Below are 14,863 nucleotides of genomic sequence, written 5' to 3'. Positions count from 1 at the left end.
TGGGTGTCGGGGCGCTATCAGCAACCCGCGGTCCCCCATCCGAGGTCGAGCACCGCCGTCTCCTGTCCGGCCACCGCGCCGCCGGGCGGGATGACCGCCAACCCGTCGGCGGTGGCCAGACCCCGCAGCATGGCGGGGCCGTGGAAGCGCAGCGGGACGACGGCCGACTCGTCGTCGAAGACGACCGGCACCAGCCGGGTGTCGGTCGGATGACCGGGCACGTCGGCCGTGAGCGCCGCGGTGTACGGGGCCGGCACCGGACGGCCCGCGAGCATGCGCAGCAGGGGAGCGACGAGGGTCATGACGCCGGAGACCGCCGCCAGCGGATTGCCCGGCAGCCCCACGAGGTGGCCGCCGCCGGGGAGTTCGGCCAGCAGCATGGGGTGGCCGGGGCGTACGGCGACCCCGTCGACGAGCAGCTTCGCGCCCAGCGTGTGCAGGACGGGGTGGACGTGGTCGACCGGGCCGCCCGCCGTCCCGCCGGTGGTGACCAGCAGGTCGGCGGTGGTCCCGCCGATCGCGGTCGTGAGGGCGCCGACCTCGTCGACGACGCGCCGGGTGCCGGTCACCTCGGCGCCGAGCGCCTCGAGCCACGGCGTCAGCATCGGGCCGAGGGCGTCGCGGACGAATCCGGCGTGGGGGAGCCCGCGGTCGAGCAGCTCGTCGCCGAGGATCAGCACCTCCACCCGGGGGCGGGTGATGACGCGCAGCTCGTCGTACCCGGCGGCCGCCGCCAGACCCAGCACGGCGGGGGTGACGACGACGCCGGGGGAGAGCAGTTCGTCTCCCCCTCGGCACTCCTGGGCGCGCGGGCGTACGTCCTGGCCGGGGGTGGGCGCGCCGCGGGTGGCGTACAGCAGCTCGCCGTCGGTACGCCGTTCGGTCCGGCCGTGCTCGTTGCGGATGATCGCGGTGGCGCCGGGCGGGAGCGCCGCGCCGGTCGCGATCACGATGGCGTGACCGTCGAGCAGCGCCACGCCCGGCCGCTGGCCGGCGAGGAGTTGCCGGCTCTCCAGTCGCCAGGGGCCGGGGCCCGCCACGGCCCAGCCGTCCATCGCCGAGGTGTCGAAGGACGGCAGATCGGTCAGCGCGGTGAGCGGGGCTGCGAGCGCGTGGCCGAGTGCTTCGGCGAGCGGCCGGTTGACGGCGGGCAGTCGCCGGCCCGCGGCGCGCGCGGCCCTGCGGGCCTCGGGCCACGTGCGGTCGTGGTGGCGGGGCGGGGGCTCGGTTCCGGCTCCGCGCTCGGTGCCGGACCGGGTTCCGGCTTCGGTCCCGGCCTCGGCTCCGGGCTCGGACCGGTGCCCGGTTCCGGGTTCGGAGGATCGCACGCTGTCGGCGTCGAGCCCCGCGGTGGCGAGAGGATCGAGGCTGGGGGTTCGGTCGGGGCCCAGGTGGGGGTGGGAACGGTCGCCGAGCCCGGCCGCGTTCGGGTGGGCGGTCCGGCCGTCGTTGGCGAGCATCAGGGCCTCGCCCATCGCGTTGAGGGCGGCCGCCTCCTGCTCCGTCATCCGGCCGGGCTCCCTGCTTCGGAAGGGCCGGTATCGCTGCCCGGGGAGGCCGCGGCAGCCTGTGCGGCCTCGGCGGACCAGCGTTCGGCGAGTTCCGCCGCCTTGCGGGCGGCGTCGCGCACTTTCTCGGGGCCGCCACCGGACTGGGCGGCGGCATAGCCGACCAGGAAGGTGGTCAGCGGTGCGGCGGGGCGGGCGACACCATGCGCGGCATCACGGGCGAGGTCGAGGAGGACTGTGGTGTCGACCTCGAGCTCGATCCCCAGTTCGGCCTTGGCTGCGGCGATCCATTCATCCAACACACGCCCATCGTCCCCGATGCGCGGCCCTTCGCCGCGCAGGCTCACCCCTGCTCCAGTCGCGCCCGTGCGACGGCGATGTCGTCCCAGGTGTCGCAGTCGAAGGAATCCGAACCCGAGGGGTCCGGCAGCCGGTGCAGTCGCAGCTCCTCGGCGAGCAGGCGCAGCGGCAGTCCGGCGAGCGTGCCGTGCTCGGTGGCGATCAGCGCCAGCCCCCGGCGCAGGGCCTCCGTACGGTAGGCCGCGGCCAGCGGCTGGTCCCGGCCGGACGGATCGGTCAGCACCACGCCGTCCACGTCCGCCGCGCGCCGCAGCGCCTCCCGCAGGGCGTCCGCCGTCGCCCGCGTCAGGAACGGCATGTCGGCGGCGAACACCAGCACCGTGTCCGAGCCGGCCCGCGTCAGACCGGCGGCGAGGGCGGGCAGCGGTCCGCCGCCCGGCGGCTCCTCCCTGGCCCACAGCACCGGCCGCCCGGTGGGCCTGCGCGGACCGACGACGACCGTGTCGACAGCGCCCTCGCAGGCTTCCAGCACCCGGTCGAGCAGCGGCCGCCCCGCGACCTCCAGCCCCGGCTTGTCCGCCCCGCCCAGGCGCCTGGCGGCGCCACCCGCCAGCACCACGGCGTCATGTGCACTCATGCCGCGCAGTATGCCGTGAGGCCCTGACCGTCGGTTCCGCACCGCCCTGAGCCGAGGTCGGGCCCCTCGGCTCAGACGGCGGCGAGCAGCACCGCCGGCTGTTCCACGCAGTCGGCGACGAACCGCAGGAAGCCGCCCGCCGTACCGCCGTCGCAGACCCGGTGGTCGAACGTGAACGACAGCTGGACGATCTGGCGTACGGCCAGCTCACCCTGGTGGACCCAGGGTTTGGCGGCTATACGGCCGACTCCGAGCATCGCGGCCTCGGGGTGGTTGATGATCGGCGTCGAGCCGTCGACACCGAACACTCCGTAGTTGTTGAGGGTGAACGTGCCACCGGTGAGGTCCGCGGGCGTGAGACGGCCGGTGCGGGCCGCCTCGGTGAGACGGGTCATCTCTGCCGACAGGCCCGTGGTGGTCCGCGCCTGGGCGTCCTTGACGACCGGGACCATCAGCCCGCGTTCCGTCTGCGCGGCGAAGCCGATGTGCACGGCCGGCAGCCGCACGATCTCGTTTCGCTCGGTGTCGACGGTGGCGTTGAGCTCCGGATACCGCGCCAGTGCCGCCGTACAGATCCGCGCGAGCAGCGCGAGCACGGACACCTTCGGGCCGCCGCCCGCGTTCATGGCCGCCCTGGCCGCGAGCAGCTCCGTCGCGTCGGCGTCCACCCAGCAGGTGGCGTCGGGTATCTCCCGGCGGCTGCGGCTGAGCTTCTCGGCCACCGCTCCCCGGATCCCCCGCAACGGCACGCGCTCCCCCGCCGCGTCGGCGGCCGGCCCGGCCGTCGACGCCGGTGCTGTCAGGACCGGTGCCACTGCCTCGCCCGAACCGTTCGCGGCGACCGCCCGCTCCACATCGGCGCGCAGGATCAGTCCGTCGGGGCCCGAGCCCGTCAGCGACCGCAGGTCGAGCCGGTGCTCCCGGGCGATCCGCCGCACCAGCGGCGAGATGACCGCCACGGGCCCGTCGACAGACGACGTCTCCCGGATGGCTGCGGAGACGGGTGCGGGGGTGGGTGCGGGTGCGGGCTGCGCTGCGGGTGCCACCGCGACGGCGGCTGCCGCCGGCCGGACGCGGCGGCGGCGCGCACCCGGCGCGGTCGTGCCGTAGCCGACCAGGACGTTGCCCGAACCCTCGGATGCGCCGCCACCGGCGGCACTGCCGGAACTTCCGCCGGACGCGCCGGAACCCATCGCGGGTCCGACCGCCACCGTGATCAGGGGACGGCCCACGGCCAGCGATTCACCTTCCGCTCCGTACCGGGCGGTGACGACCCCGCCGTAGGGGCACGGGACTTCGACCACGGCCTTCGCCGTCTCGACCTCGACGACCGGCTGGTCGATGGCGACGACCTCGCCGACCTGCACCAGCCAGCGGACGATCTCCGCCTCGGTCAGCCCTTCTCCCAGGTCGGGGAGGGTGAACTCCTTCACGACGGCCATCAGCGCGCCTCCCACTGGAGCCGGCCGACCGCGTCCAGGATCCGGTCCACGCTGGGCAGGTGGTGCCGCTCCAGCATCGGTGGCGGATACGGGATGTCAAAGCCTGCGACCCGCAGGACCGGGGCTTCGAGGTGGTGGAAGCAGCGCTCGGTGACCCGGGCCGCGATCTCCGCTCCCGCACCGCCGAACCCGGCGGACTCGTGCACGACGACCGCCCGGCCCGTCCTGCGCACCGCCGCCGCGACCGTCTCGTCGTCGAAGGGGACCAGGCTGCGCAGGTCCAGGACCTCGAGGTCCCAGCCTTCCTCGCGCGCCGCTTCCGCCGCTTCGAGGCAGACCGGCAGCGAGGGTCCGTACGTGATGAGGGTGGCGCTGCGCCCCGGGCGCCGCACGACGGCGCGTCCTATCGGCTCCACCGCGGCGGGCTCATCGGGGTTCCAGTCGTCCTTCGACCAGTAGAGCCGCTTCGGCTCCAGGAAGACCACCGGATCGTCTGAGGCGATGGCCGCCCGCAGCAGCCCGTAAGCGTCCCCGACCGTCGCCGGGGTGACCACGTGCAGGCCCGGCGTGTGCAGGTAGTAGGCCTCCGAGGAGTCGCTGTGGTGCTCCACACCGCCGATGCCGCCGCCGTAGGGCACCCGGATCGTGATCGGCAGCGGCACCGCCCCGCGGGTGCGGTTGCGCATCTTGGCCACATGGCTGATCAGCTGCTCGAAGGAGGGGTAGGCGAAGGCGTCGAACTGCATCTCGACGACCGGCCGCAGCCCGTACATCGCCATGCCGACGGCGGTGCCGAGGATTCCCGCCTCGGCGAGCGGCGTGTCCGTACAGCGGGTCTCGCCGAACTCCTTGGTGAGGCCGTCCGTGATCCGGAAGACGCCGCCGAGAGCGCCGACGTCCTCACCGAGCACGTGCACGGCCGGATCCGCGGCCATGGCGTCCCGCAGTGCCCGGTTGAGCGCCTGCGCCATGGTGGCGGGCTTGCGCGCGGTGACGGGGGCGGGGGCGGTCGCTGTGCTCATGAACCGGCTCCGGCGTGCTCGGTGTGGTCGGTCTGCCCGCCGTCGAGTTCGGCGTCGAGTTCGGCGCGCAGCATGGCCGCCTGCTCCCGCAGTTGGGGGGTCGGCTCGGCGTAGACGTGGGTGAAGAGGTCCATCGGGTCCAGCAGCGGCTCCGCGTTCATCCGCTCGCGCAGGTCCGCGGCCATCTTCTCGGCGGCCTCCTCGGCGACGTGCCGCATCGTGTCGTCGAGCAGCCCGCGCTCGTTCAGCTCCCGCTCCAGCAGGACGATCGGGTCGTGTGCGCGCCAGGCCTCGACCTCCGAGTCGTCCCGGTAGCGGGTGGCGTCGTCCGCGTTGGTGTGCGCCTCCATGCGGTACGTGATCGCCTCGAGGAGGGTCGGTCCCCGTCCCGCGCGGGCCCGGTCCACGGCCTCGGTGAGCACCTGGTGCACGGCGGCGGCGTCGTTCCCGTCCACAAGCCGGCCCGGCATGCCGTAACCGACCGCCTTGTGGGCGAGCGAGGGGGCGGCGCTCTGCTTGTCGAGCGGCACGGAGATGGCGAAGCCGTTGTTCTGCACGAGGAAGACGACCGGCGCGTTCCAGACAGCCGCGAAGTTCAGCGCCTCGTGGAAATCGCCCTCGCTGGTGCCGCCGTCGCCGACCATGGCGAGCGCGACGACGTCGTCGCCCTTGAGGCGGGCGGCGTGCGCGAGGCCGACCGCGTGCGGCAGCTGGGTGGCCAGCGGGGTGCTGAGCGGTGCCACGTGGTGTTCGCGCGGGTCGTAGCCGGTGTGCCAGTCGCCGCGCAGCAGGGTGAGCGCCTCGACGGGGTCCACGCCGCGGGCGATGACGGCGAGAGTGTCGCGGTAGCTCGGGAAGAGCCAGTCCTGGGGGCGCAGCGCCAGCGCGGCGGCAACCTCGCACGCCTCCTGACCTGTACTGGAGGGGTAGACGGCCAGCCGGCCCTGCCGGGTCAGCGCGGTGGCCTGCCGGTTGTATCTGCGGCCGCGCACGAGCTGGCCGTAGAGCTCGGTGAGGAGCGCCGGGTCGAGCTTGGCGGCGTCGGGGGTGCCCAGCAGCCGGAACGGCTCCGTCTCGGGCAGCAGCGGCGTGGCGTCGATGGGGGGGCGCTGGGGTCCCCCATGCCTGTGGCCAGGGGCGGGTTTCTGGTCCATGACGGTCATCGCGAGCACCTCCTCGTAGGTTGGAGGACGGATCACGTCCTCCCAACCGATTGTTCGGTTGTCGGAGGCATTTTGGCCACAGGTACGTTCAGCCTGTGGACAAACGGTTCTGCACAGCCTGGAATGGAGCCAGTCCGTCCATGGTAAGGAGGTCCGGGGGCATGCCGCGAGAACAGATGGCCGAGCCCGATCCGCACAGTCGCCCCCTCGATGCCATCGACCGGACGATTCTGCGACTGCTGCAGGAGGACGGAAGGGCCTCGATCCGTTCTGTGGCCGAGCGCGTGCACGTTTCGCGGGCGAACGCCTACGCCCGGATCAACCGCCTCATCGAGGACGGCGTCATCCGCGGATTCACCGCGCGGGTGGACCACGAACGCGCCGGGCAGGGCGCGTCGGCGTACATCACCCTGAAGATCGTTCAGAACTCGTGGCGGACGGTCCGGGAAACACTTCTCACTCTTCCGGGTGTAGCCCACATTGCCCTGGTGAGTGGTGATTTCGACGTTTTGATGCTGGTACACACCGCGGACAACCGCAGCCTCCGCGAGCTCGTGCTGACCCGCATCCAGGCCATACCGGAGGTCCTCAGCAGCCGGACGCTCCTGGTCTTCGAGGAGACGGACCTCGTCGTCGACGACTGAGCCGAACGGGGTCGCACCCTGGACCGCCGTGTCCCCTGAGGTACTCCCTCAGCCGCCGTACTTCTTCAGGAACGCGGTGACCTTCGCCCAGTTCCCTGCGTCGTCGAGCATCGACACCCCGTGGTTCGCCCCGGTCACGATGTACAGGGAGTTCTCCGCGGCCTTCACCGAGGCCTTGCTGAGGGCCTTGGTGGAGTCGGCGAACGCGGTGTCCCCGTCCGCCGCCATGTAGAGGATCGGCGCGGTCAGTCCCGGGACGGCGGCCGCCGCGTCCATCTGCCCGTATCGCTCGGGCGCGGAGAGCGAGACGACCGCGTCCGGCGCCGGCGCCACTTTCGCGGCGGCGGCCAGCACCGAAGTGCCGCCCTTCGAGGCGCCCATGAGCACCAGTTTCTTCGCCCCCTTGCTGCGAAGCAGCTGGGCGCCCGCGACGACCTCGGGCGGCTCGTCGCCGTTGGAGTCGATCGCCAGCACCCGATAGCCGCTCCCGGCCAGCTCGAGCGCCTTGGGCACCCACTGGCAGACATTGCCGTCCGCCTGGTGCGCGAGCACGATCCCGGTGGTTCCGGCGCCTGCAAGATAGCCGTCCACCGCGTTGCCGCCGGTGTCCTTGAACGTGATCGAGCCTGCCTTGGCCTGGGCTTCGGTCAGACAATCGAACGTCTTCACCGGGGCGGTCGCGGACGACTCCGCCGTCGCCCCGCCGCCGTCGCCGCAGGACGTCAGGAACAGGGGGAGCGCGGTGGCGAGGGCCACGGCGGAGACCGCGCGGAGGATCCGGATACGTCCAGCTGCGTACATGGCTGGATGGTGTCGGCGGCCCGGCCCGGAGGTCAATGGTCTGGACCTCACGGTTCGGCTCCGCGCGCGGCGCTCGGCTACGTGCGCAGCCCCTCGAAAGCGAGGCGCACCGCGGCGTCCGCGACGTGTTCGCCGTCGATCGCGCCCTTCGCCTCGGGCCGGTACCACTCCACGATGGAGTTGATCATGCCGAAGAGCAGCCGCGTCGCCAGCCGGATGTCCATGTCGGAGCGGAGATCGCCCTCGCTCGCGGCGGCCTTCAGCAGGTCGGACACCCGCTGGTCGAACTCCCGGCGCCGCTCCATCGCCCAGCGCTCGGTGCTGGTGTTCCCGCGCACCCGCAGCAGCAGGGTGACGTAGGGCAGCTCCTCCATGAGCACCTCGGCGGTACGCCGGGTGACGTACTCCAACCGCTCGATGGCCCGCCCCTGCCGTGCCCGCGGCTCCTCCAGAATGCCGAACAGACCGTCCAGCGCCCGCCCGACGGCGCGGTGGAGCAGCTCCTCCTTGCCGCGCACATGGTGGTAGATCGAGGACTTGGAGATTCCGGCCGCGCGGGAGAGGTCCTCCATCGAGGTGCCGTCGTAACCGCGGTCGTTGAACACCTCGACGGCGACGGCGAGCAGCGTGTCGGGGGTGTACGTGTCCCGTTTGACGCGGGGACTGGGGGGCTCGGCCATGGTCACGATCTAAGCAGCTTCTCTGGAGTGCCCAGACGGCGGCGTAGGAGCGATGACGGAGCGTAGCGGCCGCCGGGGCTTGCTCCGTGCAGCTCGGCCAGGACCCCGCACACCCAGTCCACCCCGAGGCGGTCTCCCCACTCCAGCGGACCGAGCGGATAGTTCACACCGAGCCGCATCGCGGTGTCGATGTCGGCGGGCGAGGCGACACCCTTGCCCACCGCGTCGGCGGCGAGGTCCACCAGCATCGCCACCGTGCGGGCGACGATCATGCCGGGAACGTCCGCGATCACGCTGACCTGTTTGCCCAGCGCCTGGAACAGGCCGACAGCCGCCTGAACGGCTTCGGGCCGCGCGCTGTCTTCGGGCGCCAGGGCAATTCGGGTGGCGGCCCGGTAGTCCAGCGCGAGGTCGAAGTGGATGATGCCGATGTCGTCGGGTTGACTGGTGACGTAGGAGTCGTCCGCGTGCAACAGGCAGGCGTTCTCACCGATCAGGATCGCCCCGGAATCGCCGCCGAAACGCAGATCTTTCTCCTCGACGTGGATGCCCGCCTCCACCATGAGGGTGACGAGTTCCGCCGCCGGCCCCAGCTCCCCGTAGACCGTCACCCGCTCCGGCGCGGGCGCGGGCGGCGCCGTCGCCGGGAGCGGGCGGTCCTCCTCATCCCCGTACCGGAACCAGCCGCGCCCCGACTTCCGGCCGAGCAGTCCGGATTCGACGAGGCGGCGCTGGGCGAGCGACGGCGTGAACTTGGGGTCGTGGAAGAACGACTCCCAGACGGAGCGGGTGACCGCCTCGTTCACGTCCTGGCCGATCAGGTCGGTCAGCTCGAACGGGCCCATCGCGAACCCGCCGCACTCGCGCAGGACCGCGTCGATGGTGGCGGGGTCGGCCACGCCCTCCTCGTGGAGGCGGAAGGCCTCGGCGTAGTACGGGCGGGCGATCCGGTTCACGATGAAGCCCGGGGTGTCGGTGCAGCGCACCGGGGTCTTGCCCCAGGCGGCGGCGGTCGCGTACGCGGTGGCCGCGGTGTCCTCGTCGGTGGTGGCGGCGGAGACGACCTCCACGAGGGGGAGGAGCGGCGCCGGGTTGAAGAAGTGCAGGCCGACGAAGCGGCCGGGGGAGGCGCAGGGCACCGGCGACGGCGGTCACCGAGAGCGAGGAGGTATTGGTGGCGAGCAGGCACGTCGCCTCGACGATGTCCTCCAACTCGGCGAAGAGCCGCTGCTTGGCGGACAGGTCTTCGATGATCGCCTCGATGACGAGCGCGGCGTCCGCGAGTTCGCCGAGGGTCGCGGCGGGAGCGAGCCGGGCCAGCGCGGCATCCCGTTCGGCCGCGTCCATCCGGCCCTTTTCGGCCAGCCGGGCGAGACGGGTGGCAACGGCGGCCGCACCGCGCTCGGCGCTGCCGGGAGCGGCGTCGTAGAGCCGCACGCGATGGCCGGCGACCAGTGCGACCTGGGCGATTCCCTGGCCCATCGTGCCGGCGCCGATGACGGCGACGGTGCGGGTTCGATCAAGCGCGATCATGATGCCGACGGCTCCTCGCCAAGTTGTCCACAGCTCCGGCCGCCCTCTTGAACCGACCGAACATTCGGTTAATCTAGCGGTGTTCCCCTACCCAGCCCAGCTCGACGAGGAGTTGGTCCCCATGGCCGCCGATCTCACCGCTGTCCCGTTGATCGAACGGCATCGCGGCACTCTCGACAAGGCACTCGAGGCAATCAGGACCCGCGAGTTCTGGTCGCCCTACCCCGAACACCCGAAGGCCTACGGAGACGGGGCCGAGGGCAAAAACGCGTTCGAGGCGCTGCTCGGGCAGCGCTTCGCGCTCGACCAGCCCGGCACCGACGACTGGTCCGGACGCGAGACCTCGCCCTACGGGATCGAGCTCGGGGTCGAGTACCCGCACCCGGACATCGAGGTGCTGTTGCCGGCGATGCGGGCGGGCGTCCCCGCGTGGCGGGACGCCGGTCCGGAGCTGCGGGCGATGGTGTGCCTGGAGATCCTGGCGCGGATCAACGCCAGGACCAACGAGTTCGCCCACGCGGTGATGCACACCTCGGGCCAGGCCTTCACGATGGCGTTCCAGGCCGGCGGACCCCATGCGCAGGACCGCGGCCCTGGAGGCCGTGACGTACGCGTACGCCGAGCAGGTCCGCACCCCGGATTCGGCCGAGTGGGTCAAACCGCAGGGCAAGCGGGACCCGCTGCGGCTGAGGAAGACCTTCACGACCGTCCCCCGCGGTGTCGCCCTGGTGATCGGCTGCAACACCTTCCCGACGTGGAACGGCTACCCGGGCATCTTCGCCTCCCTGGCGACCGGCAACCCCGTGCTGGTCAAGCCGCACCCCCGTGCCGTACTGCCGCTCGCGCTGACCGTCGCGGTCGCCCGCGAGGTGCTGGCCGAGGCGGGCTTCGACCCCAACCTGGTCGCGTTGGCCGCCGAGCGGCCCGGCGAGGGGCTGGCCAAGACGCTGGCCGTCCGACCCGAGATCCGCATCATCGACTACACCGGCTCCACCGCCTTCGGCGACTGGCTGGAGACCAACGCCCGCCAGGCGCAGGTCTACACCGAGAAGGCCGGCGTCAACACCGTCGTCATCGACTCGACGGACGACTACAAGGGGATGCTCGGCAACCTGGCCTTCTCGCTCTCCCTGTACAGCGGCCAGATGTGCACCACCCCGCAGAACCTGCTCATCCCCCGTGACGGCATCACCACCGACGCGGGCCACCGGTCGTACGACCAGGTGGTGGCCGAACTGGCCGCATCGGTCGAAGGGCTGCTCGGTGACGACAACCGGGCCAACGCGCTGCTGGGCGCGCTGGTCAACCCCGATGTGAAGGCACGGCTGGAGGCGGCGCCCTCGATCGGCGAGGTGGCCCTCGCCTCCCGGGCCGTCACGCACCCGGACTTCCCGGAAGCGACGGTCCGCACCCCGGTGCTGGTGAAGCTGGACGGGGCCAAGCCCGACGCCCAGGCCGCGTATCTGACGGAGTGCTTCGGACCGGTGTCGTTCGCCGTCGCCGTCGACTCCACGGCCGACGCGGTCGAGCTGCTGCGCCGTACGGTCCGGGAGAAGGGCGCCATGACGGTCGGCGGTTACACCACCTCTGCCGAGGTGGAGCGGCTGCTGGAGGAGGCGTGCTGGGAGGAGTGCGCCCAGCTCTCCTTGAACCTGACCGGCGGGGTGTACGTCAACCAGACGTCGGCCTTCTCCGACTTCCATGGTTCCGGTGGCAACCCGGCGGCCAACGCCGCGCTGTGCGACGGGGCGTTCGTGGCCGGCCGCTTCCGCGTCATCGAGGTGCGCAGGCCCGTGTAGCGCGGGTCTGTCCGCGTCGGCCCCAGTCCAGCCCCGTCCCGAGTTGCCCTGTCACTCCGGACGGGGCTACCCCGCCCGCTCAGCATGGTCCAGGCCGGCTCAGCGCCCTGGTGGGGCGGCCCTTCCGGCGCCGTACGCTGAGGCCATGACGGAAGCGGAAGACGAGGCCGGGCGAGCGGCACTGCAGTGGCGCGAGGCGGCTCCCGGCGCCGTTCTGCTCGACGGCTTCCATGCCCTCAAGCACGCGCTGCGCTTCGGCGCCGACGTGCGGCTGGCGCTGACCAGTGACCGCAGCGCCGCCCTGGCGCTCGCCGAGGAGCTCGCGGACGATCTGACCGAGCGGCTCCGCGGGCTCCTCGTCGAGGTTCCCGGGCAGGTGCTGCGGGAGCTGCTGCCGCGCATCCACCCGACGGGTGTGGCCGCGCTCGCCGTCAGGCCCAGCGCCGGCTCCCACCTCGACGCCCTGAACGCCGCGCCCCGGCGCTCACCCGTCGTCATCCTGGACAACCCCCGGAACCTCGGCAACATCGGGGCGGTGATCAGGCTCGCCGCCGGATTCGGTGCGACCGGTGTGGTCACCACCGGAGACATCGACCCCTGGCACCCGAACGTGGTGCGCGCGAGCGCGGGTCTGCACTTCGCCACCGCGGTCGAGCGGCTGGACCTCGCCGACCTGCCGCCCGGGCCGCTCTACGTCCTGGATCCGGAGGGGGAGGACATCCGGTCCACGGTGATCCCGGACGACGCGCTGCTCGCGTTCGGCTCGGAGCGGCACGGCATCTCGCCGGAGCTGCGCGGGCGGGCGACCGAACTGATCGCAGTGCCCATGCGCCCGCACGTCTCCAGCTTCAACCTGGCCACCACGGTGGCGATGGCGCTCTACCACTGGCTGCCCGCGCCCGGCACCGGACTCCTCTAGGCCGTGTCTGACACATACCGGCGTCCGCCCGGAGGGCGGGGCCCGGGGCGTCTGGTGCGTGCGATCGCACGGCGGAGGGTCGCCCCTGTACTGGACGTACCGGGGCGGGCCCGACAACTGGGGCCCCTCCCAGCGGTAGCTGGGGGAGAGCGCGCGTGCCAGGCGTCCCGGGCCAGGCGGGATGTGTCAGACACGGCCTGGACACGGACTGCTTCAGACGCGCGAGCCGTCTCCCGCTCCGGGTTCGCCCTGGGCCAGTTGCGGCTCGGTGGCGGGCCGCCCGATCGTCGTACCCAGCTCCCGTACCCGGTCCGTGTTCTGGCTCTCGTCCTGATCCCGGTCCTGGTCACGCGGGTCGCCGGAACGGGGACCGGCCTGGCCGCCCGCACCGCCCGGCACGAGGCCGGCGATCCGGCTGCCCGCCCAGCGCAGGAAGTTCGTCGGCAGGAAGACGGCGTCGGCGGCGATCATCGCGAGGGAGAAGAACGGCAGGCCGAGCACGATCGCGATCGACGCGTGCTCGATGATCATCGCGATGAGCAGCACGTTCTTCACCCGGCGGTTGAAGAGCGTGAAGGGGAAGGCGACCTGCACGATCACCGTGCCGTAGGTGATCGCCATGACGATGAGGCCGGCACCGGCGAGGGCGTGCGAGAGTGCGGGCCAAGGGGTGAAGTCGTCCAGGTGCAGCGGGTAGTACAGCGCGGTGCCGTCCTGCCAGCGGGATCCCTGGATCTTGTACCAGCCGGCCGTCGCGTAGATCAGGCAGACCTCGACGACGATCACGAGCATGCCGCCGTTGTGGACGAGGTTGGCGAGGATGTCCAGCACCTTGCGGGGCTCGCCGGGAGCGTGGCGCCGCGCCGCCCACCAGGCCGCCTGCGCCAGCCAGAAACCCCAGAAGATCGACCCCCAGAGCAGGTCGAGCTTCCCCAGCAGCGTGACGAGGACGAGCACGGCGCCGGCCACCGACCACAGGACCACGCCGGGCAGGTCCCGGTCCCCGGTCGCGGGCCGGCCCGGGGTCGCGATCCGATCGGCGCGCCGCTTGTCGAAGGACCAGACCTGGCCGCAACGGGTCAGCACCAGGTAGATCGCCATCAGGTGGATGACGTTGTCGCCGCCGTCGCCCATGAAGATGCTGCGGTTCTGCAGCGACAGCACACCGACCATGAACAGCAGCGAGGACGTGCGGGTCCGCCAGCCGAGGAGCAGCAGCAGGCTCGCGATGATCGAGACCGCGTAGACGAACTCGAACCAGAGCTGGCTGTCGGTCCACATCAGCACGCTGAACGGGGTGCCCGTCTCGGTGTCGGCCATCAGCCGCTGGGCCATGCCCCACGTCCACACGCCGTCGGGACCGTACAGCTCGGCCCGGTGCGGCCATTCGCGCAGCAGGAAGAGCAGCCAGGTCAGGGAGAAGCCGATCCGGACGACGGCGCTCTGGTACGGCCCTACCGCGCTGGTGGTGACCCGGGCCAGACCACGGGTCAGCCCGCTGTCGAGCGCGCTTCCGAGCCCCGCGAAGGGGGACGGCGGCAGATCCTTGCGAGCGCTCACGAGGCGTTCTCCTGTCCGGGGGTGGCCACCGGCCACCAGAGCGTCTCCTGGTACTGCGTCCCGGTGCTGGGCTTCGCGTCGCTCCACGCGGGCGGGGCGACCGATGTGGTCGCGGAGCGCGCCTGCACGCGGACAACGTCGCCGCCGTTCAGCTTCGGGCCGAAGCGGCTCTCCACGATCCGCTGCACGTACTCCTGGCTGAGGTGGCCGCGCACTCCGCTGGGTGTGTTGTTGTCGCCGTGCGCGGAGGTGTAGAAGCTCCAGGCGCGGCGCAGCTCGTTCTGCCGTGTGTGGCTGGGGGCGACGGTGTGCTGGATGCCGGTCAGGTCGATCGCGGTGAGGTCGACCCATTCGGTCGTCTCCAGCCGTCCGTCCGGGCCGCGTACCTGGGCGCGGGCCTGCACGTGGATGTTCTGCTGGAGCGGGTCGGGCGCGAAGAGCTTCCAGTTCTGCTCGAACTCGGGGTAGACGTAGGTGTCGACCGTCGACCGGTACTCCTTGCTGGCCGTGTTCGACGGCGCGACGTGCAGGAACACCATCGCGAGGTGGAAGACGACGCCGACCGCGACCGCCGCGACGGCGAGTGAGACCACGACCCAGGATCCGGTGGACAGGGACGGCAGCTGCCACGTCTCGGCGGACTCCGGCTCTCCGGACACCTCGTCCGCGTCCGCGCCTGTCTCCGTCCCGTCCTCGGCGGCCGCCCAGGACGGGGGACCGTGTCCGGCTCCCGCGCCGCCCGGGGCCCCCACCGGTGGACGGGCGGCGTCGCCCGGACCCGCGTCCGGTCCCGTTTCCGGTTCCGGCCTTTCAGGTGGCTCCATGGTCTCCCCGTTCCTCACGGCGCTCCGCTTC

Annotated in this window: 10 protein-coding genes and 3 pseudogenes; 3 read left to right on the top strand and 10 right to left on the bottom strand. The window is 72.2% G+C overall.

Going from position 1 to position 14,863, the window contains the following annotated elements; translation table 11 throughout:
* Nucleotides 1–17: 17 nt before the first annotated feature.
* The 5 genes and pseudogenes from M2266_RS18470 to pdhA all read right to left on the bottom strand — a co-directional run bounded on the left by M2266_RS18470 (nt 18) and on the right by pdhA (nt 6,072).
* A complete protein-coding gene (locus tag M2266_RS18470; RefSeq protein ID WP_277439177.1) occupies nt 18–1,508 on the bottom strand; it encodes a molybdopterin molybdotransferase MoeA in 1,491 nt (496 codons plus the stop codon).
* Nucleotides 1,505–2,445 (bottom strand): annotated as a pseudogene (locus M2266_RS18465) (NTP transferase domain-containing protein). Before M2266_RS18465 ends, M2266_RS18470 begins: the two are co-directional and overlap by 4 nt.
* 71 nt (nt 2,446–2,516) lie before the next feature.
* The gene (locus M2266_RS18460; protein WP_277439176.1) at nt 2,517–3,887 is read right to left on the bottom strand and encodes a dihydrolipoamide acetyltransferase family protein; all 1,371 of its coding nucleotides are present in this window, start codon (nt 3,885–3,887) and stop codon (nt 2,517–2,519) included.
* On the bottom strand, nt 3,887–4,909 hold the full coding sequence (locus M2266_RS18455; RefSeq protein ID WP_277439175.1) for an alpha-ketoacid dehydrogenase subunit beta: 1,023 nt from the start codon (nt 4,907–4,909) through the stop codon (nt 3,887–3,889). Before M2266_RS18455 ends, M2266_RS18460 begins: the two co-directional genes overlap by 1 nt.
* Nucleotides 4,906–6,072 (bottom strand): pyruvate dehydrogenase (acetyl-transferring) E1 component subunit alpha, encoded by a 1,167-nt coding sequence (gene pdhA, locus M2266_RS18450; protein WP_277441256.1) that lies wholly within the window; start codon nt 6,070–6,072, stop codon nt 4,906–4,908. Before pdhA ends, M2266_RS18455 begins: the two co-directional genes overlap by 4 nt.
* 161 nt (nt 6,073–6,233) lie before the next feature.
* On the opposite strand from pdhA, the gene M2266_RS18445 reads away from it, so the two are divergent.
* Nucleotides 6,234–6,716, top strand: coding sequence for an Lrp/AsnC family transcriptional regulator (locus M2266_RS18445; RefSeq protein ID WP_277441255.1), 483 nt, complete (start codon nt 6,234–6,236; stop codon nt 6,714–6,716).
* Between the two features lie 48 nt (nt 6,717–6,764).
* Here the strand turns inward: M2266_RS18445 and M2266_RS18440 are convergent, their stop codons facing one another.
* The 3 genes and pseudogenes from M2266_RS18440 to M2266_RS18430 all read right to left on the bottom strand — a co-directional run bounded on the left by M2266_RS18440 (nt 6,765) and on the right by M2266_RS18430 (nt 9,730).
* Nucleotides 6,765–7,517, bottom strand: a complete 753-nt coding sequence (locus tag M2266_RS18440) for a hypothetical protein (RefSeq protein WP_277439174.1) — start codon at nt 7,515–7,517, stop codon at nt 6,765–6,767.
* A 77-nt stretch (nt 7,518–7,594) separates the two neighbouring features.
* Complete coding sequence (locus tag M2266_RS18435; RefSeq protein WP_277439173.1) at nt 7,595–8,197, bottom strand: TetR/AcrR family transcriptional regulator; 603 nt, start codon at nt 8,195–8,197, stop codon at nt 7,595–7,597.
* Between the two features lie 2 nt (nt 8,198–8,199).
* A pseudogene (locus M2266_RS18430) lies at nt 8,200–9,730 on the bottom strand (3-hydroxyacyl-CoA dehydrogenase).
* A 121-nt stretch (nt 9,731–9,851) separates the two neighbouring features.
* On the opposite strand from M2266_RS18430, the pseudogene paaN reads away from it, so the two are divergent.
* Together paaN and M2266_RS18420 are read left to right on the top strand one after the other, a co-directional pair.
* Nucleotides 9,852–11,529, top strand: a pseudogene (paaN, locus tag M2266_RS18425) (phenylacetic acid degradation protein PaaN).
* A gap of 145 nt (nt 11,530–11,674) precedes the next feature.
* Nucleotides 11,675–12,448 carry an RNA methyltransferase gene (locus M2266_RS18420; RefSeq protein ID WP_277439172.1) on the top strand — a complete coding sequence of 258 codons (774 nt, stop codon included), beginning with the start codon at nt 11,675–11,677 and terminating at the stop codon, nt 12,446–12,448.
* Between the two features lie 213 nt (nt 12,449–12,661).
* Here M2266_RS18420 and M2266_RS18415 read toward each other — a convergent pair whose 3' ends face one another.
* Nucleotides 12,662–13,990, bottom strand: a complete 1,329-nt coding sequence (locus M2266_RS18415) for an HTTM domain-containing protein (protein ID WP_277441254.1) — start codon at nt 13,988–13,990, stop codon at nt 12,662–12,664.
* 14 nt (nt 13,991–14,004) lie between these two features.
* Nucleotides 14,005–14,832: a DUF5819 family protein gene (locus M2266_RS18410; RefSeq protein WP_277439171.1), complete on the bottom strand. Its 828-nt coding sequence runs from the start codon at nt 14,830–14,832 to the stop codon at nt 14,005–14,007.
* Between the last annotated feature and the right edge of the window lie 31 nt (nt 14,833–14,863).

Origin of the sequence: Streptomyces sp. SPB162, assembly GCF_029504575.1 — a bacterium.
Classification (GTDB): Bacteria; Actinomycetota; Actinomycetes; order Streptomycetales; family Streptomycetaceae; genus Actinacidiphila.
Note: the sequence above shows the minus strand (reverse complement) of the source record. Positions and strands in the feature narration are given on the sequence as shown.

Bases quoted from the DNA above. Each gene is read 5' to 3' on its own strand.
- M2266_RS18445 (WP_277441255.1), top strand. From the start codon at position 6,234: ATGCCGCGAGAACAGATGGCCGAGCCCGATCCGCACAGTCGCCCCCTC.
- pdhA (WP_277441256.1), bottom strand. From the start codon at position 6,072: ATGACCGTCATGGACCAGAAACCCGCCCCTGGCCACAGGCATGGGGGA.
- M2266_RS18440 (WP_277439174.1), bottom strand. From the start codon at position 7,517: ATGTACGCAGCTGGACGTATCCGGATCCTCCGCGCGGTCTCCGCCGTG.
- M2266_RS18410 (WP_277439171.1), bottom strand. From the start codon at position 14,832: ATGGAGCCACCTGAAAGGCCGGAACCGGAAACGGGACCGGACGCGGGT.
- M2266_RS18460 (WP_277439176.1), bottom strand. From the start codon at position 3,887: ATGGCCGTCGTGAAGGAGTTCACCCTCCCCGACCTGGGAGAAGGGCTG.
- M2266_RS18455 (WP_277439175.1), bottom strand. From the start codon at position 4,909: ATGAGCACAGCGACCGCCCCCGCCCCCGTCACCGCGCGCAAGCCCGCC.
- M2266_RS18470 (WP_277439177.1), bottom strand. From the start codon at position 1,508: ATGACGGAGCAGGAGGCGGCCGCCCTCAACGCGATGGGCGAGGCCCTG.
- M2266_RS18435 (WP_277439173.1), bottom strand. From the start codon at position 8,197: ATGGCCGAGCCCCCCAGTCCCCGCGTCAAACGGGACACGTACACCCCC.
- M2266_RS18420 (WP_277439172.1), top strand. From the start codon at position 11,675: ATGACGGAAGCGGAAGACGAGGCCGGGCGAGCGGCACTGCAGTGGCGC.